This is a genomic window from Mesorhizobium sp. WSM4819, from assembly GCF_055811215.1.
Genome location: NZ_JBVVQO010000027.1, coordinates 41,254 through 68,202, shown reverse-complemented (window position 1 = coordinate 68,202; position 26,949 = coordinate 41,254). Strand labels below are relative to the sequence as shown.

27 protein-coding genes are annotated in these 26,949 nt (G+C 62.7%); 19 read left to right on the top strand and 8 right to left on the bottom strand.

Annotated elements, in window-relative coordinates; all coding sequences use genetic code 11:
* The first annotated feature begins 2 nt into the window (after positions 1 to 2).
* A complete protein-coding gene (locus AC0L18_RS22115) occupies positions 3 to 1,535 on the top strand; it encodes an NAD(P)H-hydrate dehydratase (protein ID WP_473494205.1) in 1,533 nt (510 codons plus the stop codon).
* Positions 1,532 to 3,535, top strand: coding sequence for a hypothetical protein (locus tag AC0L18_RS22110; protein ID WP_473494204.1), 2,004 nt, complete (start codon positions 1,532 to 1,534; stop codon positions 3,533 to 3,535). Before AC0L18_RS22115 ends, AC0L18_RS22110 begins: the two co-directional genes overlap by 4 nt.
* Before the next feature lie 35 nt (positions 3,536 to 3,570).
* On the opposite strand, the gene AC0L18_RS22105 is transcribed toward AC0L18_RS22110, so the two are convergent.
* Both AC0L18_RS22105 and AC0L18_RS22100 read right to left on the bottom strand, forming a co-directional pair.
* Positions 3,571 to 5,103: an acyl-CoA carboxylase subunit beta gene (locus tag AC0L18_RS22105; protein WP_027154021.1), complete on the bottom strand. Its 1,533-nt coding sequence runs from the start codon at positions 5,101 to 5,103 to the stop codon at positions 3,571 to 3,573.
* Between the two features lie 396 nt (positions 5,104 to 5,499).
* On the bottom strand, positions 5,500 to 6,588 hold the full coding sequence (locus AC0L18_RS22100) for a tetratricopeptide repeat protein (RefSeq protein ID WP_473494203.1): 1,089 nt from the start codon (positions 6,586 to 6,588) through the stop codon (positions 5,500 to 5,502).
* 197 nt (positions 6,589 to 6,785) lie between these two features.
* Here AC0L18_RS22100 and AC0L18_RS22095 point away from each other — a divergent pair, with 197 nt between their 5' ends.
* The 3 genes from AC0L18_RS22095 (at position 6,786) to AC0L18_RS22085 (ending at position 9,081) form a co-directional block, all read left to right on the top strand.
* The gene (locus AC0L18_RS22095; protein ID WP_473494202.1) at positions 6,786 to 7,022 is read left to right on the top strand and encodes a CopG family ribbon-helix-helix protein; all 237 of its coding nucleotides are present in this window, start codon (positions 6,786 to 6,788) and stop codon (positions 7,020 to 7,022) included.
* A gap of 6 nt (positions 7,023 to 7,028) precedes the next feature.
* Complete coding sequence (locus AC0L18_RS22090) at positions 7,029 to 7,316, top strand: type II toxin-antitoxin system RelE/ParE family toxin (RefSeq protein WP_287342277.1); 288 nt, start codon at positions 7,029 to 7,031, stop codon at positions 7,314 to 7,316.
* Positions 7,317 to 7,659: 343 nt separating this feature from the next.
* A complete protein-coding gene (locus tag AC0L18_RS22085) occupies positions 7,660 to 9,081 on the top strand; it encodes a DEAD/DEAH box helicase (protein ID WP_287194174.1) in 1,422 nt (473 codons plus the stop codon).
* Positions 9,082 to 9,176: 95 nt separating this feature from the next.
* Here the strand turns inward: AC0L18_RS22085 and AC0L18_RS22080 are convergent, their stop codons facing one another.
* Positions 9,177 to 10,151, bottom strand: a complete 975-nt coding sequence (locus AC0L18_RS22080) for an alpha/beta hydrolase (RefSeq protein WP_473494201.1) — start codon at positions 10,149 to 10,151, stop codon at positions 9,177 to 9,179.
* Positions 10,152 to 10,247: 96 nt separating this feature from the next.
* The gene (locus AC0L18_RS22075; protein WP_473494200.1) at positions 10,248 to 11,069 is read right to left on the bottom strand and encodes an SDR family oxidoreductase; all 822 of its coding nucleotides are present in this window, start codon (positions 11,067 to 11,069) and stop codon (positions 10,248 to 10,250) included.
* A gap of 214 nt (positions 11,070 to 11,283) precedes the next feature.
* On the opposite strand from AC0L18_RS22075, the gene AC0L18_RS22070 reads away from it, so the two are divergent.
* The 6 genes from AC0L18_RS22070 to AC0L18_RS22045 all read left to right on the top strand — a co-directional run bounded on the left by AC0L18_RS22070 (position 11,284) and on the right by AC0L18_RS22045 (position 15,997).
* Positions 11,284 to 12,318, top strand: a complete 1,035-nt coding sequence (locus AC0L18_RS22070; protein WP_473494199.1) for a cysteine synthase A — start codon at positions 11,284 to 11,286, stop codon at positions 12,316 to 12,318.
* Positions 12,318 to 13,061 carry an alanyl-tRNA editing protein gene (locus AC0L18_RS22065; protein WP_473494198.1) on the top strand — a complete coding sequence of 248 codons (744 nt, stop codon included), beginning with the start codon at positions 12,318 to 12,320 and terminating at the stop codon, positions 13,059 to 13,061. Before AC0L18_RS22070 ends, AC0L18_RS22065 begins: the two co-directional genes overlap by 1 nt.
* Positions 13,062 to 13,112: 51 nt before the next feature.
* Positions 13,113 to 13,964: a 3-mercaptopyruvate sulfurtransferase gene (sseA, locus tag AC0L18_RS22060; protein WP_023799256.1), complete on the top strand. Its 852-nt coding sequence runs from the start codon at positions 13,113 to 13,115 to the stop codon at positions 13,962 to 13,964.
* A 5-nt stretch (positions 13,965 to 13,969) separates the two neighbouring features.
* Positions 13,970 to 14,533: a GNAT family N-acetyltransferase gene (locus AC0L18_RS22055; protein WP_027154015.1), complete on the top strand. Its 564-nt coding sequence runs from the start codon at positions 13,970 to 13,972 to the stop codon at positions 14,531 to 14,533.
* A gap of 112 nt (positions 14,534 to 14,645) precedes the next feature.
* Positions 14,646 to 15,452 carry a 4-hydroxy-tetrahydrodipicolinate reductase gene (gene dapB, locus AC0L18_RS22050; RefSeq protein ID WP_473494197.1) on the top strand — a complete coding sequence of 269 codons (807 nt, stop codon included), beginning with the start codon at positions 14,646 to 14,648 and terminating at the stop codon, positions 15,450 to 15,452.
* A gap of 77 nt (positions 15,453 to 15,529) precedes the next feature.
* On the top strand, positions 15,530 to 15,997 hold the full coding sequence (locus AC0L18_RS22045) for a DUF1203 domain-containing protein (protein ID WP_473494196.1): 468 nt from the start codon (positions 15,530 to 15,532) through the stop codon (positions 15,995 to 15,997).
* 221 nt (positions 15,998 to 16,218) lie between these two features.
* On the opposite strand, the gene AC0L18_RS22040 is transcribed toward AC0L18_RS22045, so the two are convergent.
* Positions 16,219 to 17,520 (bottom strand): outer membrane protein, encoded by a 1,302-nt coding sequence (locus tag AC0L18_RS22040; protein WP_473494195.1) that lies wholly within the window; start codon positions 17,518 to 17,520, stop codon positions 16,219 to 16,221.
* A gap of 202 nt (positions 17,521 to 17,722) precedes the next feature.
* Positions 17,723 to 18,838: an alanine dehydrogenase gene (gene ald / locus AC0L18_RS22035; protein ID WP_091591151.1), complete on the bottom strand. Its 1,116-nt coding sequence runs from the start codon at positions 18,836 to 18,838 to the stop codon at positions 17,723 to 17,725.
* A 159-nt stretch (positions 18,839 to 18,997) separates the two neighbouring features.
* Between ald and AC0L18_RS22030 the strand changes: the two genes are divergently transcribed.
* A complete protein-coding gene (locus AC0L18_RS22030; protein ID WP_023799250.1) occupies positions 18,998 to 19,471 on the top strand; it encodes an Lrp/AsnC family transcriptional regulator in 474 nt (157 codons plus the stop codon).
* On the opposite strand, the gene AC0L18_RS22025 is transcribed toward AC0L18_RS22030, so the two are convergent.
* Positions 19,468 to 20,070 carry a 5-formyltetrahydrofolate cyclo-ligase gene (locus AC0L18_RS22025; protein WP_473494216.1) on the bottom strand — a complete coding sequence of 201 codons (603 nt, stop codon included), beginning with the start codon at positions 20,068 to 20,070 and terminating at the stop codon, positions 19,468 to 19,470. The genes AC0L18_RS22030 and AC0L18_RS22025 overlap by 4 nt on opposite strands.
* A gap of 264 nt (positions 20,071 to 20,334) precedes the next feature.
* Between AC0L18_RS22025 and AC0L18_RS22020 the strand changes: the two genes are divergently transcribed.
* Positions 20,335 to 21,600, top strand: a complete 1,266-nt coding sequence (locus tag AC0L18_RS22020) for an NAD(P)/FAD-dependent oxidoreductase (protein ID WP_473494194.1) — start codon at positions 20,335 to 20,337, stop codon at positions 21,598 to 21,600.
* 207 nt (positions 21,601 to 21,807) lie between these two features.
* On the opposite strand, the gene AC0L18_RS22015 is transcribed toward AC0L18_RS22020, so the two are convergent.
* Positions 21,808 to 23,064, bottom strand: a complete 1,257-nt coding sequence (locus AC0L18_RS22015) for a class I SAM-dependent methyltransferase (protein WP_473494193.1) — start codon at positions 23,062 to 23,064, stop codon at positions 21,808 to 21,810.
* Positions 23,065 to 23,309: 245 nt separating this feature from the next.
* Here AC0L18_RS22015 and AC0L18_RS22010 point away from each other — a divergent pair, with 245 nt between their 5' ends.
* The 6 genes from AC0L18_RS22010 to AC0L18_RS21985 all read left to right on the top strand — a co-directional run bounded on the left by AC0L18_RS22010 (position 23,310) and on the right by AC0L18_RS21985 (position 26,559).
* A complete protein-coding gene (locus AC0L18_RS22010) occupies positions 23,310 to 23,444 on the top strand; it encodes a hypothetical protein (protein WP_023799246.1) in 135 nt (44 codons plus the stop codon).
* Between the two features lie 107 nt (positions 23,445 to 23,551).
* A complete protein-coding gene (locus AC0L18_RS22005; protein ID WP_027154007.1) occupies positions 23,552 to 23,842 on the top strand; it encodes a Dabb family protein in 291 nt (96 codons plus the stop codon).
* 210 nt (positions 23,843 to 24,052) lie between these two features.
* Positions 24,053 to 24,964, top strand: a complete 912-nt coding sequence (locus AC0L18_RS22000) for a VOC family protein (protein ID WP_473494192.1) — start codon at positions 24,053 to 24,055, stop codon at positions 24,962 to 24,964.
* A complete protein-coding gene (kdsA, locus tag AC0L18_RS21995; protein WP_254026192.1) occupies positions 24,961 to 25,791 on the top strand; it encodes a 3-deoxy-8-phosphooctulonate synthase in 831 nt (276 codons plus the stop codon). The genes AC0L18_RS22000 and kdsA overlap by 4 nt, the downstream gene beginning before the upstream one ends.
* A 101-nt stretch (positions 25,792 to 25,892) precedes the next feature.
* Positions 25,893 to 26,096 (top strand): dodecin family protein, encoded by a 204-nt coding sequence (locus AC0L18_RS21990; protein ID WP_287066657.1) that lies wholly within the window; start codon positions 25,893 to 25,895, stop codon positions 26,094 to 26,096.
* A 97-nt stretch (positions 26,097 to 26,193) separates the two neighbouring features.
* Positions 26,194 to 26,559, top strand: a complete 366-nt coding sequence (locus AC0L18_RS21985) for a PRC-barrel domain-containing protein (RefSeq protein WP_023799241.1) — start codon at positions 26,194 to 26,196, stop codon at positions 26,557 to 26,559.
* The last annotated feature ends 390 nt before the right edge of the window (positions 26,560 to 26,949 follow it).

The following is a 26,949-nucleotide window of genomic DNA, read 5'->3' as shown; positions in this document are numbered from 1 at the left end:
CCATGAGCAATGAAATTCTGTCTCCGGCCGAAATGGCTGAGGCCGACCGGTTGACGATTTCGGCCGGACCATTCGATGGCATTGGCTTGATGCGCAATGCGGGTGCCGCAGTCGCTGCGGTGGTGCTCGCCCATTTTCCGGCTGCCAGGCGTGTCCACGTGCTGTGCGGGCCCGGCAACAATGGCGGCGATGGCTATGTCGTCGCCCGCATTCTTGGGGACAGCGCCGTCGACGTCTTGCTGTGGGCATCCGGCTCGCCCAAAGCCGGCAGCGACGCGGCGCTCGCCGCGTCGGAATGCCGGGTCAGTCCACGGCCGTTGTCGGAATTTGCTGCCGATAAAGGTTCGATCCTGGTCGATGCGCTTTATGGGGCAGGGCTGTCCAAGCCGCTGTCCGGTGATGCCGCCAGGGCGGTCGAGGTTGCGACAGAACTGAACCTGCCTGTCGTCGCGGTCGATCTGCCCTCAGGCGTGTCAGGCGACAGCGGCCAGATTCTCGGCCAGGCATTCCGCGCCCAATTCACGGTAACATTCGCGCGAAAAAAGCCCGGCCATCTGCTGTTGCCGGGGCGCGGGATGTGCGGCGAGCTGGTGCTTGCCGATATCGGCATTAGCGACGATATCGTTGCGCAGCTTGAACCGCTCACCTTCGAGAACATCCCGCCGCTTTGGCTCGAAAATTTCCCAATCCCAGCCGTCGACGCGCATAAATACAGGCGCGGCCATGTCGGCGTCTTTTCCGGCAGGCCATCGGCGACGGGTGCCGCACGGCTGTCTGCGCTTGCCGCAGCCAGAAGCGGGGCAGGGGCGGTGACCGTGCTGTCGCCGGCGAACGCCATGCAGGTGAACGCCGCGCATCTGACTTCGATCATGCTGAAAAAGGCCGACAGCATCGCGGACGTGCAGGAATTCATCGACGGCCGCCGGCCATCGGCGTTTGTCCTCGGACCCGGATTTGGCGTCGGCGAAAAGACCCGCGATTTTGCCCTCGGCGTGCTGGCCGCCGGAGACCGGCAGGACGGCAGGGTCGACGGGCTGGTGCTCGATGCCGATGGTATCAGCTCGTTTCGCGATACGCCGAACGTTCTGTTCGAAGCCGCCCGTCGCCCGAACGCACCGGCGCTGGTGCTGACGCCGCATGAGGGCGAATTCGCCAGGCTGTTTGCGGACATCGCCGGAGCCAGGAACCTGTCCAAGCTGGCCAAGGCGCGCTCTGCCGCCGCGCGCGCCGGCGCCATCGTCGTCTACAAGGGCGCCGACACGGTGATCGCGGCGCCCGATGGCAGGGCGGCGATCAACGGCAACGGCGCGCCATGGCTGGCCACCGCCGGTTCGGGCGACGTGCTGTCGGGCATCATCGCCGGCCTCCTGGCGCAAGGCATGCCGGCTTTCGAAGCCGCCTGCGCGGCGGTCTGGATACACGCTGGGGCCGGCAGCCGTTTCGGACCTGGGCTGATCGCTGAAGACTTGCCGCTGGCGCTGGTGCCGGTGCTGCGCGAGCTTGCCGAAAATCGCAACGGGATGACCGCTGAATGAACCGTCGGCTCGCCTTGATCGCTGTGATTTTCGCCAATTTTTTCTTGGCCAGCCTGGCGCGCGCCGAAGGTCCGGTGATGATCGTCGACGATCCGGCCGTGCTGGCCGGTCTCGACGCCAGGGGTTTTGATTTCGCCGGCATTTTCGATGTCGAAGGCAAGGGCGACCTGAAGACGCTCTATGACAAGGCGCCGGCCTATCATCAGATCGTCGAAACGATTGCCAGCGATGTCGCCGCGCTGCGCGCCGAGATGAAGGCTGGCGGGCGGTCGCTCTACGAAGTCACCGACGGCAATGTCGGCCGCATCATCGACCTGCGCTGGCTGAAGACCGACGCCGCGCGCTTTCGGCTGGTCGGTGTCGTCAACCGGCTCGATCGGCGTGATTTCGCCGAAATACGAGGCGACGGGGGCTGCGGCGAGGTCCGTTTCATCTACCGTCTTGCCTACAGCTTCAAGAAAAACGGCAAGGTTCTGGCCTCGCGCTTGCCGTTCAATTTCAATGCCATCTATAGCGTCGCGCCGGACGCCGATGGCGGCTGCGTCGGCGTTGCCGGACGCTGGACGCCGCAGCTCGATGAGACCGTCGACATCGGCTGGCTCATCGGCGGGCCGCTTGAAAAGGCCGGACTGAGCTTCAAGCAGCTCGAACTCAACGCCCAGATAGTGCGCTTTCCCTCCGGCCAGGAGACCGAATTTGGCGGCCAGGCTGCCTACCTCCTGCGGATTTTTGGCATCGATGGAGAGACGGTCAGCGAAAAGCCGCTGGAAAACACGCCGGATGTGGCGCTCCTCTCGGAAGACGCCGCGCTGAAAGCAAAACTCGCCGACTATCTCAGCGCCAATCTCGCGGCGGTCGATCTCGGCGTCTACGAAATCCCCAATGAATTCCTGGCGAAGAAAGTCGTCTCATGGTCGACTTTCGGCAGCGCAAGGCAGGCCAATCACCCGTTCGCGCCGCTGTTCCAGCCCGCGGATTTTTCTGGGCTGGACTATTCCGCGCTGAAGCTGCTGCGCACGCCGGAAGCGCTGGTCGAGCGGCTCGACAATGGCGCCTGCCAGGGTTGTCATCAGGCTGGTTCGACCGCCGGTTTCCATTTCATCGGCCTCGACGACAAGACGACATCGCCGCTGAACCGCATCGAGGTCGGCATCTCGCCGCATCTCCATGCCGAGATGCCGCGGCGCGAAGCCTGGCTGCGTGCGACCGCCGACGGTAAGGAGCCGAACCGCCTCCGCCCGCTGTCCTTCGCGCCGCCGGCCGCATGGAAAGACGCCGGCGAGGTCGCTTACGCACCGGCCGAGATGGCGATGCCGTGTTTGATGCCGGAGGATGCGGCCCGCTTCGGCACGACCTGGCAATGCGGCGGCGGCACCGTCTGCACGGCGCTGGCGACGGCATCGGGGGTGCGGACGAAACTGGCGCAATGCCTGCTGCCCAAGGACAGCGAAAAGATGTTTTCCGGCCATCCATGCCTGACCGGCTCGATCGCCAGCAACGGCACGCAGCCTTTCAATGACCGCTACAGCATTACCGGCCAGTTCGCGGCCTACGCCACCGACATTTCGCGCACCGCCTACACCTGCCGGCCGCCGAAGATCGGTGTGCCGGCCGGCATCGCCTATCGCGGATGCAATGACAAGGACCGTGCCTTTGCCGGCTTCAAGCCGGGCAAGCCGATGCCGAACGAGATCTGCGGGCTGGTCGGCGGCAAAAAGTTCGACATCTGCGTGGCGACCAACAATTTCGACCAGTGCCTGGGCGGCGCCGTCAATCGCGGCAACCGGCCGGCTTGCTCGGCCGATCATTTCTGCCGCGAGGATTATATGTGCCAATCGCTGCCGCCCGACACGCCTGGTATCGGCAAGGTGAAAGGTGTCGGCTTCTGCTCACCGACCTATTTTATCTTCCAGATGCGCATCGACAATCATGCCACGCCGTGGTCGGGCGCCGTCCGCGCGACGATGGGCGCAGGGTTCGGCGCCGCGGAAGCGGAGTGAGCTTTTGCTGTGGTCGCTTTCGCGACATCAGCGCCTCACAACGGAATGTTGTCGTGCTTCTTCCAGGGGTTTTGCATGTCCTTGTTGCGCAGCATGCGCAGCGCACGCGCAATGCGGCGGCGGGTCGAATGCGGCATGATCACCTCGTCGACATAGCCGCGCTCGGCGGCGACGAAGGGCGACAGGAAGCGATCCTCGTAAGCCTTTGTATGTGCTGCGATCTTCTCCGCATCGCCGATGTCCTTGCGATAGATGATCTCGACCGCGCCCCTGGCGCCCATCACTGCGATCTGCGCCGTCGGCCAGGCATAGTTCATGTCGCCGCGCAGATGCTTCGACGCCATCACGTCATAAGCGCCGCCATAGGCTTTTCGGGTGATCACGGTGATCTTCGGGACGGTCGCTTCGGCATAGGCGAACAAGAGCTTGGCGCCGTGCTTGATCAGCCCGCCATATTCCTGCGCGGTGCCGGGCAGGAAGCCTGGAACGTCGACGAAGGTGACGATCGGAATCGAAAAACAGTCGCAGAAGCGTACGAACCGCGCCGCTTTGCGGCTGGCGTCCGAATCGAGCACGCCGGCCAGCACCATCGGCTGGTTGGCGACGAAGCCGACCGTGCGCCCTTCGACGCGCCCGAAGCCGGTTACGATGTTTTTTGCAAAATCCTGCTGGATCTCGAAGAAGTCACCCTCATCGGCAACTTTAAGGATCAACTCCTTGATGTCGTAAGGTTTATTGGCGTTGTCTGGGATCAGTCGGTCGAGCGACAGATCATGATCGGTGACCGACTGATAACATTCGATCTCGGGAATTTCAGCCGTGTTGGAGGCAGGCAGCAGATCGACCAGCCGGCGCATCTGCAGCAGCGCCTCGACGTCATTGTCGTATGCGCCATCGGCGATCGACGACTTCGTCGTGTGGACCAAGGCGCCGCCGAGGCTCTCGGCGGTTACCGTCTCGTTGGTGACGGTCTTCACCACGTCCGGCCCGGTGACGAACATGTAGGAGGTGCCGCGCACCATGAAGATGAAGTCGGTCATCGCCGGCGAATAGACGTCGCCGCCGGCGCAAGGGCCCATGATCACTGAAATCTGCGGGATGACGCCGGAGGCGAGCACATTGCGCTGGAATATCTCGGCATAGCCGCCAAGTGCTGCCACGCCTTCCTGGATGCGGGCGCCGCCGGCGTCGTAGAGGCCGATGATCGGCGCGCGGTTGCGCAGCGCCATCTCCTGCACCTTGACCACTTTCTCGGCGTGGGCCTCGGACAGCGAGCCGCCGAACACGGTAAAATCCTTGGCGAAAACATAGACCGGCCGGCCGTTGACGGTACCCCAGCCGGTGACGACGCCGTCGCCGGCGATCTTGGTTTTCTCCATGCCGAAATCGGTCGAGCGATGCTCGACATACATGTCGAACTCCTCGAACGAGCCTTCGTCGAGAAAGACGTCGATGCGTTCGCGCGCGGTGAGTTTGCCCTTCTTGTGCTGAGCGTCGATACGGGCCTTGCCGCCGCCCATGCGCGCCATGGCGCGGCGGCGCTCGAGTTCCTTCAGCACGTCCTTCATCGCTCGGTCCCCAAATAGAAGCTGATTTGTGGTAATCATGGCGGTAAGCCAGCGCAAGCGCCGCTTTTCGGCCTGCTTTGTTTTCGCAACGCCGGCGTGCTTTCGCCGCCGATCTCGATACGCTGGCGGGCATAGCTGGCCGTCTGTTAGGTGCGGCTTACCAACCGCCCCCGCTTCGCTTGCTGGGAGCAGCGCCCGCGCTCGATGTTGAGATTGGCGATTTGGAAATGGACTCCACGGCGCCGAACGAGGAATAGCATGTTCCCCCTTACGGACACGCGGCCTTTGTCAACCAAAGACAGCTACGGTGGATTTGATGATGATGCCGCCATCCGGGCTTCGCCCGCGGCCCGCCGCGTCAGCCTCGAAGCCTGACGCGGCAAGGCGGCGCGGCATTCACCATCCGCAACCGCCAACCGCCTTTTCGGTAGGGGTCATCCAGTCGCAGACGCTCTGCCAGGACTTCCTTTGCTCCTCCTGGAAATCGCGCATCAAATCGTCGGGACCTGGCCCGTCATATGGCTCGGATCCGGCCGAGTCGCCGGACATCAGCACAAGGAGCCCCAGTCCGGCGATGATCGCCAGCGCCGCGGCGTCGGCGCTGCCCGCTGACGCGTCCATGGCCTGCAGCTTGTTCTTCGCCTCCTGGTCGCCGCTCTCGGCGGCAATTTGGTACCAGCGCCGCGCAAGCTGAAGGTTCGGGGGCACCTCGCCGATGCCCTTCTTCAGCCAGTCGCCAAGCAGAACCTGAACTCTTGCGCCGCCTGCGTTTGCCGCCTTCCCGAGGTTCTCGAACGCAAGCTTGCCGTCGACCGGAACGCCTCTACCCAGTGCATGGATGAGGCCGATGCCGGTATACGCGCTCAAATAGCCTTTCTCCGCGGCGAGGCGATACAGCTTGAGCGCCTCCTCGGTCGCTTCCCCGTTCCAGTCCGACTTCCATTCCAGCAGCCAGCCAAGCCAATACTGGGCAGGCACATAGCCCTGGTCCGCGGCTTTCCGCATCCAGGCCACGGCAGCGTCAAGGTCCGAAGCGAACAGCCGCTTGTCGGTGTTCAGGAACGCCATGCTCATCTGGGCGACGATGTTCCCGTCATTGGCGGCCGCCTCGTACGTGGAGGGTTTCAGGTTCCGCTCCCCGAATGAGGCGTACCAGGATGCAGCTTCGCCGCCCAGCCTTTCGGTCGCCCGCTTGCCTAGGCCCCAGACGCTCCGCTGGAGGTAAATCCCGTAGCGGACGTCCTGCTGCGGGCCGAATGCCGTGTATGCCCGGGCGAGCCTATAATGCGCGACCGGGTCGTTCGGATCGAGGAGGGTAGCTTCCGTGCACGCTTTGATCGCGGGCACGGAGTCGATCTGGTGGAACTCGACCCCGACCCCTTCGGGGTTGTTCGGCTCGTCCGGAGAACCAGCCAGCCTGCGGCATTCCTCCACGGGACCGTTCGGCGCGGCAGCCAACGCGACCGGGATCGCGGCTGCGATCACTGCGCCGGACAAAATAGAGGCTGCGAGATTCTTCATCACAATGCCCTCCCGTTGCGGGTACCATAGCACCGGAACGCGTCCCCGGGAGATCGTCCGAAAGGATTACGTCTGTCGGATGGGGGAAGGGCCTGAACGGCTTGAAAGGTCAACAGCGAAACTTCTTGGCAGGCATTCGCCGGATATGGCAAACTGAACTCATGAAGAACAGCATAGAAATATCCGACGATTTGAACCGCCGGATCGATATGTTGGCCTCGCGCTCAACCCTGACTCGCGATCAGATCATTGAGGACGCGCTGGCCCATGGCCGTTCTCTGGCGTGGCAGGAAAAGTGGATCGCCGGTGTTCAGGCGGGGATCGAGGCCGCCGACCGCGGAGACTTCGCAAACGAAGAAGAGATCGCGGCGGTTCTCAACAAATATGGTCAGGCATAGCGGTCGGTGCGAATTGTCTGGACCCGACATTATCTGATCGAGCTTGCATCAATCGGCGACTACATCGGCCAGCATAACCCGCGTGCTGCCGCCCGCCTCGTCAATGACATTCATTCAAAGACGGCTCGGCTGTTGTCCGCCAATCCGTTTATCGGACGTGTCGGCGAGATCAACGGCACTCGTGAACTGGTGATTTCCGGCACACCCTACGTCGTTGCGTATCGGGTGAAAGACACTCAAATAGAAGTTCTGTTCGTCCAGCATGGGGCGAGGGAATGGCCGGGAGAAGTTTGAGCAGACCTTCACGGCTGCTCGTCGGGGCTGTTTTTGCTGCGCTGCAACATGACGCCCTTGCATTTCGCGGCGAACTGGGCCATATGCGGCGGCATAGGCGCTTGGGCCGGGACCTATCCGGCCTTCTCGACGAATGAGACTGGTTGCGTCTGTTTTCCCTCTTTCCGGTACATCGGCAAGGCGGCGAAAAAGCCCCGTGGCATGATGCCTGCGGGCACGACAGCGCAGCCGTGCGGACGATAACGTCCGCCCGCCTTGTCGTTTCATGACAGTTTTTCGACGGCAGGTTGCGCCCTGCCGCCATCGATGTTTGCGGCCAGGAGCCGCGTGAAAGAAGAATATTTTGAACAACGAAAACACTTTGACCGGTAACGACAATCTGACCGGTAAGGACACTGGCGAACTTTCGGGTTTCGCAGCACTTGGAATTACGGGCGCGCTGCTCAAGGCCACCCATGGCGCAGGCTTCACCGATCCGAAGCCGATCCAGGCCCAGGCGATCCCGCCGCAGCTGGAGGGCCGTGACATTTTCGGCATCGCCCAGACCGGTTCGGGCAAGACCGCGGCGTTCGCGCTGCCGATCCTGTCGAAGATCATCGCGCTCGGCACCAAGCGCCGGCCGAAGACCGCTCGTGCGCTGATCCTGGCGCCGACGCGTGAGCTCGCCGTGCAGATCGAAGAGATGATCAAGCTGCTCGCCAAGGGCGCGCATGTCTCGACAGCACTCGTGCTTGGCGGCGTCTCGCGCTTCAGCCAGGTGAAGAAGATCGCTCCCGGCGTCGACATTTTGATCGCTACGCCCGGCCGGCTGACCGATCTGGTGCGTGAGGGCGACCTCGTGCTTGCCGACACCAAATGGCTGGTGCTCGACGAGGGCGACCGCATGCTCGACATGGGCTTCATCAACGACGTCAAGCGCATCGCCAGGGCGACCGCGCCGGACCGTCAGACGGTGCTGTTCTCGGCGACCATGCCGGCCGAAATCGCCGAGCTGGCGAAAGGCCTGCTGAAGAACCCGATCCGCGTCGAAGTGGCGCCGCATAGCACTGCGGCGGCCGAGATCGTGCAGGGCGTCGTCTTTGCCCGTACCAAGCAGAAGCGCCAGGTTCTGGCGACGATGCTCGCCGACGAGGCGATGAAGTCCGTCATCATCTTTTCGCGCACCAAGCATGGCGCCGACAGGGTGACCAAGGATCTCGAGCGCGATGGCTTCAAGGCCGCCGTCATCCACGGCAACAAGTCGCAGAACGCCCGCCAGAAGGCGCTGAACGATTTCCGCGAGGGTTCGGTGCGCATTCTTGTGGCGACCGATATCGCGGCGCGCGGCATCGACGTGCCCGGCATCAGCCATGTGGTGAATTTCGACCTGCCGGACGAGGCGGAGAGCTATGTCCACCGCATCGGCCGCACCGGCCGTAACGGCATGGACGGCATCGCCATCACGCTTTGCGACCCGTCCGAGAACAGCAAGCTGCGCCAGGTCGAGCGCATCATCCGCACCAAGCTGCCAATCGTTGCCGATCATCTCGGCAGTCCCGACCCGCAGCGCAATCCTGCCGAAAAGAACGAGCGCAGCTTCGAGCCGGCCAACGACCGTAATGGTCGTCGCGACGGCAGGCGGCCGGGCGGCCACAACAACGGCAACAAGCGCTTCGGCGACAAGCCGGCCTTTGCCGGCGAACGCAAGCCGGAGGGCGCCAAGGCGTTCAAGGGCAACAACAAGCGCCGTTTCGGCGGCAAGCGGCCAGCAGCGCGGGCTGCGTAATCAGAAAGTGCATCCGGCCGGCGCCTGTCGGGTCGGCTGCTCACAATGAAAAAGGCGATCGGAGCGATGCTTCGGTCGCCTTTTTCGCCAGAAATCTACTTCACCACCGCCTGTACCCAGACGACAATGCGCTGGGCGAGGAAAGCTGTGGTTGCTGGCGACAGCGCGTCTCCGGCAATGACATGGTTGTCCCGATCGCCGGTATCGTCGACCGGCACCAATTCGTGCGCCGCGCCCCAGCGCCCGGCGATGTCACGGGTGCGGTCCGGCCGCACGATCCTGTCCGAATCGGAAAGGATGAAGAGGGCAGGGATGGTCGCCTTCTCCACCGGCGCGCCATAGGCCAGCTCGGTCAGCGCCACCATCGGCAGCGTCGCCGCGATCGGATAGCGCCAGGTCCAGAATTTCTCGTGCAGCGCATTGCGCGGCACGAAGCTGCGCTCCTTGCCGGCAACCAGCTCGGCGATCTCTCTGCCCCACGGCATGGTCAGAAGTTCGGCGCCGGAAGCCTTGACGCCGAAATTCGGCGAGATGAACGCTATTGCCGCCACCCCGTCGGATGCGCCCGGCTGCGTCGCGGCCCAGGCTGCCAGGGAGCCGCCGGTCGAGGTGGCGATGACGATCACCTTGTCGCCGATCGCTCGGCCGATGGCGAGCGCTTCCTCATAGTCGTTGATCCAGGCGTTGACGCTGCCGTCCGCCATTGCGGCGCCGCCCTGTCCGTGGCCGGTGAGACGGGTGTAGTAAAGATTGGCGTCGAGCTGGTCGGCCACCTCGTCGGGAAGCGGCCGAACCTCGCCCTTCGACGCCGAAAAGCCGTGGATATAGACGATCGACAGCGGCGTCCTGGCGTGAACCATCGGATTGGCCCAGATGATTTCCTTTTCCAGCCCGTCGTGGATATCAGGTACGGCCGCCTCTTTGCGTGCCAGATAGGCTTGCGGGTCATCGCCGATCACGGAAGGATCGAAGCGGATCGTGATGTCGGCTGGGACGCGCGGGCCAAAGACGTAGGCAAGGACGAGAATGACGGCGAGAGCCAATATCGCAAGCACGATCCGTCGCCCCATCGCAGACTCCATGCAATAAATCTCAACCTATGGCCACGATGGCAAACAGGCAACGACGTCCCGCCGGCGGCGGGATCGCCAACTTTGATGGCCGGTCTATTCGCTCGGCGGCTTTCGGTCGAAATTAAGCGGACGCGCCGTCCAGCGGGTCGCGGTGCTGATGACCCATCGGCAGAACGGTCTCGGCAGGATTCTGAGCAGCTTCAGGCCCCAGCTCAAGCGCCACGGGAAGGTGACTTCGAAGCCGCCGGACTTGATGCCGCGCGCCATGCGGCGCGAGGCGCGATTGACGGGCATCAGCCCGGGCATCGGCAGCAAATTCTTCTCGGTCAGCGGGGTGTCGACGAAGCCCGGGTTTATCACCTGGATGCGGACGTTCATCTTGTCGAAATCGTACTTCAGCGATTCGGCGAGGATATTGATCGCCGCCTTGGTGCCGCCATAGGCGGCCGTGGTCGGCCAGCCGAAATAGGCAGTGACCGAACCGACCAGGACGATATGGCCGCGCGCGCGGACGCGCATGCGCTCGATGACCGGCACCAGGCCGTGGATGATGCCGAAATAATTGACATCGAAGGACTGGCGAAATCCACGGACGGTGAGGTCTTCGCCGGCCGTCGCAATATAGCTCCCGGCATTGAACACGGCCAAGACGATCGGGCCGAGATCCTTCTCGATCGCCGCGACCGTCCTTGCCATGCGTTCTTCGTCGGTGACATCGCAAGGATAGGCCGTGACGTGGCCCGGCATCTGCGCCGTCTCGACAACAAGCGTATCGATCGGATCGTCGTCGAGCGCCGTCACCGCGACGACATAGCCTTGCGCCGCAAGGTCCTTGGCCAGTGAACGGCCGATGCCGCTGCTGCCGCCGGTAATCCAGGCGACGCCGTGCTTCGGGTCGGCCCGATAGAGTGTCATGCTATGCCCTGCGACTTTTTCTTGGCCTGTGCTCTAGCGGTGAAGAAATCGGATGAAAAGAGCGCTTTTCAATGGTGAGCTTCAATGATTGGCGCAACGCAACATCTGTTTTAGGAAATTGCAGCCCGGAAATGCCGCTGGACCAGGCAAATTCTTGCCTTGAAACCCAAGCTTCGGGTTTCTAGGGTTCGGCCGCAAGCATAAAGGAATCTCCATGCCCCGTTCTGTGATCGAAGCGATCGGCAATACGCCTCTGATCCGGCTCAACAAAGCCTCGGAAGAAACCGGCTGCGAGATCCTGGGCAAGGCCGAATTCATGAATCCGGGCCAGTCGGTCAAGGACCGTGCCGCGCTGTTCATCATCCGCGACGCCGAGCAGCGCGGACTTTTGAGGCCGGGCGGGGTGATTGTCGAGGGGACGGCCGGCAACACCGGCATCGGATTGACGCTGGTCGCCAAGGCGCTTGGCTACCGCACCGTAATCGTCATCCCGGAGACGCAAAGCCAGGAGAAGAAGGACACGATCAGATTGCTCGGCGCCGAGCTGATCGAGGTGCCTGCCGTTCCCTACAAGAACCCCAACAATTATGTGAAACTGTCGGGCCGTCTGGCCGAGCAGATGGCCCGGTCCGAGCCGAACGGCGCGATCTGGGCCAATCAGTTCGACAACGTCGCCAACCGTGATGGCCATACCCGCACCACGGCGGAAGAAATCTGGGCCCAGACCGGCGGCAAGGTCGACGGTTTCGTCTCGGCGGTCGGCTCCGGCGGAACACTGGCAGGGGTCGCCTTCGGGCTCAAGGCCAGGAGCAAGGACGTCAAGATCGCGCTCGCCGATCCGCTCGGTGCGGCGCTCTACAGTTTCTACACCAGCGGCGAACTGAAATCCGAAGGCAGCTCGATCACCGAAGGCATCGGGCAGGGGCGGGTCACCGCCAATCTGGAAGGGTTCACGCCGGATTTCTCCTTCCAGATCCCGGACGAGGATGCACTGCCGATCGTCTTCGACCTGATCCAGGAGGAAGGCCTGTGCGTCGGCGGCTCGACCGGCATCAACATTGCCGGCGCGATCCGGCTGGCACGTGAGATGGGTCCTGGCCATACCATCGTGACCGTGCTTTGCGACTACGGCACGCGCTATCAGTCGAAATTGTTCAACCCGGAATTCCTGCGTCAAAAGCAGCTGCCGGTGCCGGGCTGGATGGAACAGCGGAGCACAATCTCGGTGCCGTTCGAAAAGGTTGGGTGATGGCTTACAGGACGGATGCCCTGTTTCGCAACGACGCCTATCTCAGGACGGCTGATGCCGTGGTTGTCGGCGTCAACGACCGTGGCGGCATCATTCTGGACCGGACGATCTTCTATGCCACGTCGGGCGGGCAGCCTGGCGATACGGGCACCCTCGAACGCGCCGACGGCAGCCTGATCCCTGTTGCCGCCACCATCACCGGTGAGACCAAGGATGACATCATCCATGTGCCGCCGCCTGAGCAGGCGGTGCCTGAGGTCGGTGAGCCGGTAAAGCTTGCCCTCGATTGGCAGAGGCGGCATCTGCTGATGCGCATGCACACAGCCTGCCACTTGCTTACCGTCGTCTGCCCGTTCCCGATCACCGGTGCCTCGGTTTCCGAGGACGGCAGCCGTATCGATTTCGATATTCCGGATGCCGGCTTCACCAGGGAAGACGTGACGGCCCGGCTGATGGAATTGGTGCGGGCCGACCACCCGGTCTTTGTCAGGCTGATCACCGACGAGGAGTTGGCGGCCAATCCGGGACTGGTGAAATCGAAGAATGTTCGGCCGCCGGTCGGCACGGGCAAGATCCGCTTGGTCTGCATTGGCGAGAACGCCTCGATCGACAGCCAGCCTTGCGGCGGCACTCATGTGAAGAGCACTGGAGAAGTCGGCGAGATCCATATCGGCAAGATCGAGAAGAAGGGTCGCGAGAACCGGCGCTTCCGAATACGCTTTGGACCAATGCCGCCGGCCTGATAAACAGCCGGCCTGATAAACAGATTGTCGAAGGCGGGCAGGAGAAGAACAATGGCCGAAGACAGCCCTTTCACCGTCGATGCGGACTGGTTGCAGAAGCGCCTCGGCGAGCCTGGCCTGACCATCGTCGACGCGTCCTGGTATTTGCCGGCGCAGAAACGCGACGCGCGCGCCGAATATGACGCAGCGCACATTCCGGGCGCCCGTTTCCTGGATCACGATGCGATCTCGGATCCTGATTCCCCACTGCCGCACACACTGCCGTCGCCGCAGCATTTCGCCCAATATGTCGGCGCCATGGGCATTTCGGCCGACGACACCATCGTTGTCTATGACGGCCCGGGCTTCTTCTCGGCGCCGCGCGCCTGGTGGATGTTCCGTGTCATGGGGGTGTTCCAGGTCTACATATTGGACGGCGGCTTCGATCGCTGGAAAGCGGCTGGACGGCCGGTGACGGCGGAGCCGACGAAGATCGCGCCTTGCGTGTTCCATGCCGACTTCGATGCCGCTCGCGTCGCCAGCCTGGCCGACATGCGCCGGATCGTCGAGACCGGAGAAAGCCAGATCGCCGACGCGCGTTCGCCTGGCCGGTTTGCCGGTACCGAGCCGGAGCCTCGCGCCGGCGTCCGCTCGGGTCATATGCCCGGCGCGCGCAATGCGCCGTTTTCGGCGCTTGCCGAGGATGGCGAGTTGCTGTCGAAAGACCGGTTGCGCAAGGTGATCGAGGACGCCGGCATCGACCTGTCAAAGCCGGTCGTCACCTCTTGCGGCTCAGGCGTTACGGCGGCGGCGATCACGCTGGCGCTCGAGACGCTAGGCCACACCGACAACAGGCTCTACGACGGTTCATGGACCGAATGGGGTGGGCTTGGCGATACGCCCGTCGTGACGGGCAAGGACTGACTGCGATGGAAAACGGCGCGCTTGAAGACATCGAGGTCACGGTGACGTTTCTCGAAATGCATGCGCCGCCGGCCTATTCGCCGCCGCTGCCGTACAACCGCCAGATCGCATTGCTGAAAACCAAGGACATTCCGCTGCATTTCTACCGCTATTTGATGGATCGGGTGGGCCGCAAATGGCACTGGGTCAACGTGCTGAGGCTGAGCGACGAGGAGCTTTCTGCCGGGATCCACCGCGAGGACCGGGACATCAGGGTGCTGTATCTCGACGGCTCGCCGGCCGGCTTTTTCGACCTGAAGCCGCATCTGCCGGGAGAAGTGGAACTGGCCTATTTCGGCATGATGGAGCACGCCACCGGCCAAGGCATCGGCCGCTGGTTCCTGGGTGCGGCGATCGACGCCGCCTGGTCGCACGGACCAAGGCGGGTGACGGTGCAGACCTGCACGCTCGACCATCCAGCGGCATTGCCGCTCTACCAGAAGCTCGGCTTTGAACCGGTCGCGCAAAAGAAGGAGATGGTGCATCCAATGACCTTCGCCGAACGTGCGGCCAGCGTCATGCGGCCATGATTTTCTCCGCAGACTGAATTTCATCGATGCTTCAGCTCGGAGGCAAACTGTTGGAGCGTTCGCCACGCATCCAAGGGAACGCGTGGCGCTCGAAATGGCGATGGGAGGATCAATGATGATTCGGGTGGTGATGGCCGGTGCGACCGGCTGGGTCGGCAAGGCACTGGTTCCGGCGATCGGGGCGCAAGGCGACATGGCGCTGGCCGCGGCCGTGTCACGCAGCGGCGCTGGGCAGGATTCCGGCCTGCTGGTCGGCCTGCCGGCAAACGGCATCATCGTTGCCGCCTCTCTGACCGAGGCAATGGAGGTGCCGTCGGACGTGCTGGTCGACTACACCAAACCGCATGTCGTGAAGGACCACGCGCTGCTGGCCATCGAAAACGGACGGCACGTGGTGATCGGCACCTCGGGGCTGGGTGCGACCGATTTCGGCGAGATCGATGCTGCAGCCCGCGCCAATCGTGTCGGCGTCATTGCCGCCGGCAATTTTTCGATCACCGCCACGCTGATGAAGCGGTTTGCCCTGATGGCGGCGAAATACGTGCCGGATGTCGAGGTCATCGACTATGCCAGCGCCAGGAAACCCGACGCGCCGTCCGGCACGGCGCGCGAGCTCGCCGAAGCGCTGGCCGATGTCCGCAAGGCTTCGACCGCGCGGCCGGTCTCGGAGGTCTCCGGTGTGCCGGGAACGCGCGGTGCGGCGGTTGGCACGGGTGAGGGGGTGCAGGTGCATGCGCTTCGCCTGCCTTCCTACATCCTGTCCTGCGAAGCGCTGTTCGGCCTGCCCGACGAGCGGCTGACCATCCGCCACGACGCCGGCTCGTCCGCTGCCCCTTATGTGGCCGGGACGCTGCTCGCCATCCGGCGGGTACAGGAGATCACAGGGCTGGTGCGCGGTCTCGACGCGCTGATGGACTGATCCAGATTGGCAGGAATCGGGTGGGAAGCGCTGGCGCAGCGACGTAATTTCCGGTCGACGACATCGGAGATTTCACCATGACCATCCAGTTCAAGGCCTTGCCCACGGAAGGCGTCAGAGCTTTGCAGCGCGGCGGGCCGGACGCCTATGGCCTGATCCCAGAGCGGAAAATATCCGACGGTGACGGCGTGCCTTGCCGCCACTGCCTGAAGAACGTCGCCGCTGGAGAAGCCTACCTTGTCCTGGCTTATCGGCCATTCCCGCAATTGCAGCCTTATGCCGAGACCGGTCCGATCTTCCTGCATGCCGAGCCTTGCGAGTGCGCTGCCGAGGCCGAGGCGCTTCCCGAAATTCTCGAAGGCAGCGACTACATCGTGCGCGGTTACGGCAGCGACGATCGCATCGTCTACGGCAGCGGCGGCGTCATCCCGACGGGCGCTATCGCGGCGCGGGCCGAGAGTTTGTTCGAGCGCGACGATATCGCCTATGTGCATGTTCGCTCGGCACGCAACAACTGCTATCAGTGCCGGATCGAGCGCGCGTGACCGGATCGGTCGCAGCTGTCGTACGCCTGTCGCAATGTCGCGTTATGGAATGATTGTCGATCGATTTGCCGACCGCGGATGAACCGGCGGGAGATCTCGATATCAGAGGAAGCGGGGCTTTGGCTCCGCTTTTTTGCTGCCTGCATTATATTTCTTTACCCAAAGAAAAAGCCCGCCGGAATGACCGACGGGCTTTGACTGTTGTCTGGACGGCTCGAAAATTAGTTGAACTTGTACTTGGCACCAATGCGGACGGTGTGGAACGAAGGCGTAGAGGTGAGAGTGTCGTCCGGCAGCCCAAGTTCCGACGAGAAATCCTCCTCGGAGAACTGCGAATAGCGGTACTCGAGGCCGACGGTCACGTTGCTGGACATGGCCGTTTCCAGACCACCACCCACCGAGAAGCCGCTGGAGTCCCAATCGAGGATGTCGCCTATGGGCGAAGACGCATTCAGATCGAAATGCTGCCAGCTGTAACCGCCGAGCACATAGGCGAGTGTCGATTCGTTGACTTTCATGCCGACGCGGGCAAGCACATCGAAGCCGTAATCGGTATCCAGATTGATCGATCCGCCTGGAAATTCCAACTCGGAAGTCATGCCGGAGTAGCGGGCATCCACCATGACACCTGCGACCCAGCTGCCGAAATCATGGTCATAGCCGACGTTCAATTCGCCGAACACACCTTCGCCGCCGAGCCCGTTGAACTCGAGCCCGCCAAGCGGCGGAACCTCGATCTGATGCACCGACGCACCCGCGCCGGCGGCCCCGCCGACGTAGAAGCCGGTCCAGTTGTAGGCAGGCGCTTCAAAAGAGGCGACGCCGCCATTCTGGGCGCCGAAGCGATAGTTGGCCCCGACCTGGAACGTATGCCGCGACGTGTCGATATTGAGGGCGCCATCCGGCAAACCGAACTCGGAAAGCAGATCATCATTGGTACCGAAGCGGGTATAGCGATATTCTGTCTTGATGGTCCAGTTGCTGTTGATGGCCGTTTCAACGCCGGCTCCGACGAAGTAACCGCTCTGGTCCCAATCCAGGTCAAAACCAGCGTTGGTGTCGAGTTCGTATTTCTGCCAGGAATAGCCGCCGAGCACATAGCCCAACGTGTTCGGCGTGAACAGGTAACCGGCTCGCAGACCAGCATCGAAACCGTAGGTCTCGCGGACCGAAGCCTCTAGTCCAGCTACATCGAGCGTGGTTTCAATGTTGCCGATATGGGCGTCCAGGAGTCCGCCGATCAGGAAGCGCGGCGACACCATATAGTCGTATCCAACGGTCAATTCACCGTATACGCCTTCACCACCAATGCCGTTCAACGAGAAGCCGGGAAGGAAATCGCTGCTGAGCTCGTGGACATTGGCGCCGGCGCCGACGCCAAAGCCGACATAAATGCCACTCCAGTTGAAGGCCGACGTTTCGACCACCGGCACAAGCGCGTCGGCGGCCTGAGAAGCCGATCCAAGCGCCAGAACGGAAACTGCGCCAAGAAGAAGAGATTTTGCGAATCGTTTGCTGGTCATTGCCCCCTGCCTTTTGAAAAACCCGTCAGCCGTCTAGCACCTGCCCACGCCGGCGGATGTAACAAAAAAGCCACAGGAATGACACATTGCAAGCAAAACGGGTAAAGCCGGTCGGCCTAGCGCAATTCGTGAAATTTTCTTGTGGAAAAAAAGAGCCGCCGAGGGCGTCGGCGGCTCTTTCGGGAGGAAATCGGCGGCGGGTTCAGGCGGCGAGAACGGCCTTCGGCTCGACCAGTTCATAGCCGAGTGATTCGGCCACCGCGCGGTTGGTGATCTTGCCCTTGTGGACATTGAGGCCGTTGCGCAAATGATGATCGTCGACCAGCGCCTTCAGGCCCTTGTCGGCGAGCTGCAGGCCGTAATGCAGCGTCGCGTTGTTCAACGCCTGGGCCGAGGTGACCGGCACCGCGCCCGGCATGTTGGCGACGCAATAGTGAACGACGCCGTCGACCTCATAGGTCGGGTCGGCATGAGTTGTGGCGTGCGAGGTCTCGAAGCAGCCGCCCTGGTCGATGGCAACATCGACCAGCACCGAGCCCTTCTTCATTCCCGACAGCATTTCGCGCGAAACGAGTTTTGGCGCGGCGGCACCGGGGATCAGCACGGCGCCGACGACGATGTCGGCCGAAAAACATTCCTCTTCCAGCGCCTCGACCGTCGAGTAGCGGGTGTGAACGCGGCCGCCGAAGATATCATCGAGTTGGCGCAGGCGCGGGATCGAGCGGTCGATGATGGTGACGTCCGCGCCAAGGCCGGCCGCCATCCGTGCGGCATGCAGGCCAACGACGCCGCCGCCGAGCACAGTGACCTTGCCAGGCAGCACGCCGGGCACGCCGCCGAGCAGAACGCCGCGGCCGCCATTGGCCTTCTGCAGCGCGGTGGCGCCCGCCTGGATCGACAGGCGGCCCGCGACTTCCGACATCGGTGCCAGCAGCGGCAGGCCGCCGCGGTCGTCGGTGACCGTCTCGTAGGCGATGGCCGTCACGCCCGAGGCCAGCAGGCCCTTGGTCTGCTCCGGATCCGGAGCGAGATGGAGATAGGTGTAGAGGATCTGGCCGTCACGGAGCTGGACCCATTCGTTGGGCTGCGGCTCCTTGACCTTGACGATCATGTCGGACTTGGCAAACACGTCGGCGGCCGTCTTGGCGATGGTGGCGCCGGCGGCGCGATAGGCGTTGTCGTCGGCGCCGATGCCGGCGCCGGCGCCGGTCTCGACCAGCACTTCGTGGCCATGCGCGACATATTCGCGGACCGATCCCGGCGTCAGGCCGACGCGGTATTCGTGGTTCTTGATTTCCCGGGGGCAGCCGACGCGCATCTTCTTCTCCTCCTGATCCAGCCTTTTGGGGCATGTTCGCTGTTGAGAGACAGTGAACCACGAATCGTCGCGTAGGTGTTTGCGAATACGCTTGCGCAAGACGGTGCGGTTCGATAATCGTTGCGTAAAACAGCTGGATTGTCGCAGGAATCCCGAAAAATGCCGCTCGACAGGATTGATATCGCCATCCTCGAAACGTTGCAACGGGATGGGCGGATACCCAACGCGGCGCTTGCCGAGAAGGTCGGCCTGTCGCAGTCGGCCTGCTCGCGGCGGCTGGACAATCTGGAGAAATCCGGAACCATCCGCGGCTACCACGCCCGGCTGTCCAATGCCGCTCTTGGCCACCAGATGACGGCGATTGTGCATATATCGCTGTCGGGGCAATTCGAAAAGACACTGTCGGATTTCGAGGCGGCGATAAAGCGCTGCCCGAACGTGTTGTCCTGCCACCTGATGTCGGGTGAATACGATTATATCCTGCGCATCGCGGCAAAGGACCTCGTCGACTATGAGCGCATCCACAAGGAATGGCTGTCGGCAATGCCGCATGTGACGAAGATCAACTCGTCGTTCGCCTTGCGCGAGATCGTCGACCGGACGGCGGTCGGGATGAAGCCGGAACTTGCCTAGGCTTTGAAAACCTCCGTTACCACCCGGTCCATCGGGATGTCATGCGGCTGCGGGTAGATGGTGGCGATGCGCTGCAGTTCGTAGCCGACACCGATGACCAGCGGCTTGAACGGCATCGCCGCCAGCGTGCGGTCGAAGAAGCCGCCGCCATAGCCCAGCCGATACTGTCTCGGATCGATGCCGACGACAGGCGAGATGACGATGTCGGGCAGCACCGGATCGCCTCCAGCCGGGATCGGTATGTTCCAGACACCCTTCTCAAGCCGGTCGCCCGGTGCGTAGGCGCGAAAGATAAGCGGGCGGGCTTTTTCGACGACAACGGGCAGTGCGGTACGGCCGCCGCGCTCATTGACGGAAGCTATCCAGGCCCGCAAATCCGGCTCGCCGCGGAACGGCCAGTAGAGGCTGACCATGCGGCCGGCAATGTCGCCGATCACCGCGTCGAGGTTTTCGCCGATGCGCTGCGACATTGCCGTCCGCACCTCAGCCGGGACAGCGAGGCGCGCCGCAATCAGCCGCTCGCGCTCGGCCTTGCGCCATCGTTTCACGTCGTTCCAGTCGGATAGGGTCGGCCGGAATTCCGGGTCGAGCTCGTGCATGAAGCAAGGCGGCGAGGAATATTGCCCCGGACCGTCGTCATGATCGCTATCCAAGTTCCTCTCCTTTCGTCTGCTTCGATGAAATTATACTCGGCGGCAGGATGGGGGCATGTACAACAGCGACATCTCAGGGCGTGCAGTCGGCAAAGTCGGATGTTGTTGCGGTGCACAAAAGTCGCTACATCAGCCTTGGCGAAATTGCTGTCCAGTCTGCGCTCCCGCCGACCTGCTCTCCTGGCCCAACCTGCTCCCGGAGTGAATGAGATGAACGAAACCAGCCATCATGTCGTCGTCGTCGGGGCGGGCTTCGGGGGTCTCGAATTCACCCGCGCGCTTAACGGCGCGCCGGTGCGCATCACCATGATCGACAAGCGCAACCATCATCTTTTCCAGCCGCTGCTCTATCAGGTGGCGACTACGGCGCTGGCGACCTCGGAAGTCGCCTGGCCGATCCGCCATCTCCTGCGCAAGCGCAAGGATGTGACGACACTGCTGGCCACCGTCAGCGGCGTCGACCGCGCCGGCAAAAACGTGCTGCTCGATGATGGCGGCGCGGTTGGATACGACACGCTGCTGCTGGCCACCGGCGCCCGCCACGCCTATTTCGGCCATGACGAATGGGAGAATTTCGCACCGGGGCTGAAGACGCTGGAGGACGCCACCACCATTCGACGGCGCATTCTGCTCGCCTTCGAGCAGGCCGAGAGGGAGACTGATCCCGCCAGGCGCCAGGCGCTGCTGACACTGGCGATTGTCGGCGGCGGACCGACCGGCGTGGAACTGGCCGGCACCATTGTCGAACTGGCACACGAGATGCTGCGCGGCGAGTTCCGCAACATCGATACGCGGCAGACGCGCGTGGTGCTGATCGAGGCCGGTGACCGTATCCTTCCCAATTTCGCGCCGGAACTCTCCGACTATGCCAGCAAGGCGCTCGAGCGGCTTGGCGTGACGGTCGAACTCGGTCGGCCGGTGACACGCTGCGACGCGGAGGGTGTCGTCTTCGGTGAAACGCATCTGCCGGCCAGGACTATCCTGTGGGCAGCAGGCGTCGCCGCTTCGCCGGCCGCCGAATGGCTGGGGGCGGCAGCGGACCGCGCCGGCAGGGTGCTGGTCGAGCCCGATCTGACCGTGCCGGGCGGCCCGGAGATTTTCGTCGTCGGTGATGCTGCGCACGTCCTGCGGCCGGATGGCCGCATGGTGCCCGGCGTAGCACCCGCCGCCAAGCAGCAGGGCCGGCATGTCGCCGCGACGATCAAGGCCCGGCTTGCCGGCGACGCAGCCCCGCGGCCTTTCCGCTACAGGCATGACGGCGACCTGGCGACGATCGGCAAGCGCGCCGCCGCGATCGATTTCGGCTGGATCAAGCTCACCGGCCGGCTGGCCTGGTGGCTTTGGGGCCTGGCGCACATCTATTTCCTGGTCGGCTTCCGTAACCGGCTTGCGGTTTCGCTCAGCTGGCTATGGATCTACCTGACAGGGCAGCGCAGCGCGCGGCTGATCACCCAAGGCGACGACGACAGGAACTGACGTCTCCGCCCGCGCACATGCATCCGCACGTCATCTGTTCCCTTATGGACTCGACCGGATTCAGGCGCGAAGCTCTGCTTCGGTCAGGACTTGGCACGCTGTTGAAGGCTGGCACGCCGTTGAACAGCAGCCGGCTCGAACCGCATCATCGACTTGATGTTCGACGGAGAACCAATTGATCCCATGCGGAAATTAGTCGTCGCCGGCCTAAGCCCTGTAAACCACCTGGCGGACATCGATGTAGCTGGCGCGGAAGCCGGCTTCGCAATAATGCAGGTAAAACTCCCAGAGCTTCTTGAAGCGGTCGTCGAAACCGAGCGGGACGATCTTTTCCCATGACCCACAAAAACGGTGGCGCCATTCGGCGAGCGTGCGGGCATAGTCGTCCGGGAAAATGCGCTCGCGCTGATGAGCAAGGCCATGGTCTTTGCCGAGCGTTTTCAGGATCGACGGCGTCGGCAGCATGCCGCCCGGGAAGACGTAGCGCTGGATGAAATCCGGCCGGGCGCGATAGGTATCGTAGGCTTTCTCGTTGATGGTGATGATCTGCAGGCCGGCGGTGCCGCCAGGCCGCAGGCAATCCTTCATCTTGCCGAAAAACACGGGCCAGTACTTTTCGCCGACCGCCTCGAACATCTCGATCGAGGCGATGCGGTCGTAGGAACCGGTTTCGTCGCGGTAGTCCTGCAGCTTGATGTCGACCTTGTCGGCAAATCCAGCCTTCTGGACGCGTGCTCTGGCGAAATCATGCTGCTCGCGGCTGATCGTCAGCCCGGTGACGCGGCAGCCGATCTCGCGCGCCGCGAATTCGGCAAAGCCGCCCCAGCCGCAACCGATTTCAAGCACGTGGTCGTTCGCGCCGATGCCCGTGTCCTTGGCCAGCGCGCGATATTTGGCGGCTTGCGCGCTTTCCAGATCGTTGGCGCCAGCTGCATAGAGCGCCGACGAATAGGTCATGCTCGGATCCAGCCATTCCTTGTAAAAGGCGTTGCCGAGATCGTAATGCGCCGAAATGTTGCGCTTCGAGCCGGTGCGGGTGTTTTGGTTGAACCAGTGGCGGACACGCTGGACGGCGTTGATCAGCCAGCTGGCGCCGCCGGCGATGCGCTCTCCGATTTCTGAATTGACTACGAACAGTTCCAGGAAACTGGTCACATCGGGACTGTCCCAATCGCCGTCGATGTAGGATTCGGCGATGCCGATGGTGCCGCCGGTGAAGGCACGGCCGGGCAAACGCCAGTTCTTAAGCACCAGTTCGGCGTCCGGACCCGGGCCCTTGCCGCCGACGAGGACGGCACGGCCGTCCGGCATCCTCACCTTGAGCGAGCCACGCGGCAGGTTCATCGCTGCCGACAGCACCATGCGCGCCTTGGCCGGCAGGCCTTTGACGGTCTCGGCGAAATTGAATTCGTCCAATTTGACCGCGTCGCCCGACGCAACGCTGGTGTCTTCCTTGTGAGCCATGTCACGCCCCCGGGACTTCTGCGGCGCCGGCGCAAAATCGCCGGTTTCCAACTCTCTCGCAGTTCATTCGGCAGGGCGCGAACGCCGCTTCCCGATGAATCCCCGCAGCAATCTTTCATGCGATCAAAGGGAACTTCAAGAGCCAAGGCAAGCGAACACGGATCAATCGAAAGATTTTGCGGGAGGGCGCTGATCAACGCCGGAATCACTATGGTTGCGGCCACCCGGATGCAGTAGTTTTAGCCATGCGTTATGTCATCGTCATCTGCGCCGTCACGTTCTTCCTGATCTGGGACGGGCTCTACAATCAGGGCAGCTATCTGGACACCACGGTCAGGGAGATTAACCGCATCGTGCGCTACATCACCAGCATGATGTAGGTTCCTCGCCTTCGCCCCAACGCGTTGTTGCCGCGACATCGTTGCCGGTTGACGCAATCGTGTTGCCCACACAAAACATGGCTGCACATCGATCGAGGAGGCTGGGGTTGATCCGGCATATCGTTTTCTTCAGCGCACGGCACAAAGAGGACGTCGAGGCTGTACGCACGGGCTTGCTGGCGCTGGGCAACATCCCCCATTCCCGTCTGTTCGAGGTGACGCTCAACAGCAAGGTCGACCCGCTTTCGGACGAGATCGACGTGGTCGTTTATGCCGAGTTCGAGGATGACGCCGCTCTGGCCGCCTACAAGGCGCATCCGCTCTATGCCGAGACGACCAGCCAGGTCAAACCGCTGCGTGAATTGCGCTATTCGGCGGACATTGTGGCTGCGACTTGAAGGGAAACTGACCGAAGCAGGAGCGCATCCATCTGCGGCCGTTGGTTCGGTCGGATCAGCGCCCTGCCGCTTTCGCGCGTCGCCAAGGCAGCGTGGCCAAGAACAGCCATCGCGACGACCGGTGCCGCTATATGAAATCCCTGCGCGTCAGGCGAGGGCTCTTGAACCAACTTCCGGAATGATGCACACCGCGCCGGCATGATCGAGACGATGCCAGCACGCCCTCATTCGCCCGGCGCTTATCCGCCCGGCCCCTGTCCGCTTGACCATCTTGTGCTGCCGACCGCGAGCCTCGACGTGGCACGGGCGCGGCTGGTTTCGCTTGGCTTTGTCGTGGCGCCGACCGGCATCCATCCTTTCGGCACGGAAAACTGCTGCGTCTTCCTTGAGGACGGCACCTATCTCGAGTTGCTGGCAGTGGGCAATGCGCAAGCGGCGGCGAAAGCGATCGCCGACGGCAACGCCTTCGTCGCGCGCGATCGCGCCTATCGCGACAGCTGCGGCAATGAGGGATTTTCCGCCCTTGTCCTGGGCACCCAAAGTGCGGATGCCGACCACGCACGCTATGTCGAAGCCGGCCTGTCGGCTGGAGACATGCTGAGCTTTTCGCGCACCTTCACCGACGCGGCGGGAAACAGCGACACGGCATCGTTCAAACTGGCCTTCGCCTCCGGCACCGGGGCGACGGACGCATTCCTGTTTGCCTGCGAGCGGATCAATGCGCCGAAAGTGAACCGCAGCGCGTTGCAGGTCCACGCCAATGGCGCAAACGGCATTGTCGAGGTCGTGGCGGTCAGCAACGAGCCATCCGAACAGCGCCGTTTGATTTCGATCGCGACGCACAGTCCGGCGACCGTGCCGGGGAGCAGCACTGCGTTTGAGCTGCCGAACGCGACCTTGACCCTGCTTGACCCCGTCGCTTTCGAATCGCGCTTCGGCATATCTGCCGGCGCGCCATCGGAACTCCGCTTCGCGGCGATCGTCTTTTCAGTTGGTTCCGCCGACACGGTCGCCAGGCTGCTTGCAGCAAGTTCCGTAGAACATGACATACGCGGCGATGATATTGTCGTGCGGCCGGCATCCGGGCAGGGTGGGGTCTTCGTTTTCCAGGAGAAAGCATGAGCAAGCCCAATTCGTCCGTAACCGTCGGCAATGTCGTCTTCGGCAACACCGCGCCGCTGTCGCTGATTGCCGGCCCGTGCCAGCTTGAATCGCGCCAGCACGCCTTCGACATGGCTGGCGCGCTGAAGGAACTGACCGAGAAGCTCGGGCTGGGCCTCGTCTACAAGACCAGTTACGACAAGGCCAACCGCACCTCGCTCGGCGGCACGCGCGGCGCCGGGCTCGATGCGGCGCTGCCCGTCTTCGACGATTTGCGCAAGGCGTTTTCGCTGCCGATCCTGACCGATATCCACACCGAGGAACAGTGCGCCCTCGTCGCGCCGCATGTCGATATCCTGCAGATTCCGGCTTTCCTCAGCCGCCAGACCGACCTGCTGATCGCGGCGGCAAGAACCGGCAAGGTCGTCAATGTGAAGAAGGGTCAGTTCCTCGCGCCGTGGGACATGAAGAACGTCGTCGCCAAGGTCACCGGTTCCGGCAACGCCAATGTGCTGGTCACCGAGCGCGGCGCGTCCTTCGGCTACAACACGCTGGTGTCCGATATGCGCGCCCTGCCGATCATGGCCGAGATCGGCGCGCCGGTGATTTTCGACGCCACGCATTCGGTGCAGCAGCCGGGCGGGCAGGGCGGCTCGTCAGGCGGCGATCGGCGCTTCGTCGAGACGCTGGCGCGCGCCGCGGTTGCGGTCGGTGTCGCCGGCGTCTTCATCGAGACGCATCAGGATCCCGACAACGCCCCCTCCGACGGTCCCAACATGGTGCCGCTGAAGGACCTTCGGGCGCTGCTTGAAAGGCTGATGGCATTCGATCGCGTCGCCAAGGGCTGAGCAAGTTCAGCGGCCCAGCCCTAAGTCCGACCCGAAACTTGTGATCAACAGGCGCCGGTTGTACGCTGTCCAGGCAACCGAGTGCCTTGGAGGAGGAAGCCATGTCCGTCGCCCGCGTCACCGAAATCACATCATCGTCGAATAAGAGCTTTCAGGACGCCATCGAACAGGGGATTGCCCGCGCCGCAAAGACATTGAAGAACGTCGAAGGCGCCTGGATCCAGGACCAGAAGGTCGTCGTCGAGAACGGCATGATCTCCGCCTATCGCGTCAACATGAAGGTCACCTTCATCCTCGCTGAGTGATCAGCCCTGCATGTATGACCGCGTCCATAAAAGTCTGGAACCTTCGCAGCCCTCTCCTCATTGTCGAAGCTGAAGTGAACGACAAGAGGAGCACATCATGACAACCCAGACAGGACACACTGAAGCCATCGCTGCCTCGCGGGTGATCGGCACTTCCGTCTACAACACGGAAGGCACGCACATCGGCGACATCGAGGATGTCATGCTCGACAAATTGTCGAATGGAATCATGTTTGCCGTGATCGGCTTTGGCGGATTTCTCGGCATCGGCGAGAAATACCACGCCATTCCGTGGGCGAGCCTCGACTATGACGAGAACAAGGGCGGCTATGTCGTGCCGTTCACCAAGGAGCAACTGAAGGCAGCTCCCGCCTATTCGATCAACGAATTGACGGGCGCCGACGGCGAGGCCGCGCGTGATGCTTCATACAGTTACTACAGGGTCGAGCCTTATTGGCATTGATCTTGCTCTGCCGGAATCAAAGGCCCCCGGTTGAACCGGGGGCCTTTTCTCTGGGATATCTACTCCGCTGCAAGGGTCGACAACTCTACCGCGCCCTGTTGAGGCTGCTGAGTGTCACACGACGTCAAAAACGCCGCCGCGATCAGGAACAAACTCACAATACCGCTCAACTGAGACATGGCGAAACTCCTCCTGTTTCGCCCCGCGCAGCTGTGAGCATAAACCAGAAAGCCGCATGCCGCCAAGGCCTATGACTGACATGACTTATGATGACAGCAATTCGTGCTTCGTGATTCGATGTGGCGGAAGTGGCGGCACTATTTGCGGACGCCCCGATTGCGTTTTGCGGCACTTTGGCTAAGACGTGCGCGACGCTTCGTCAGATCAATC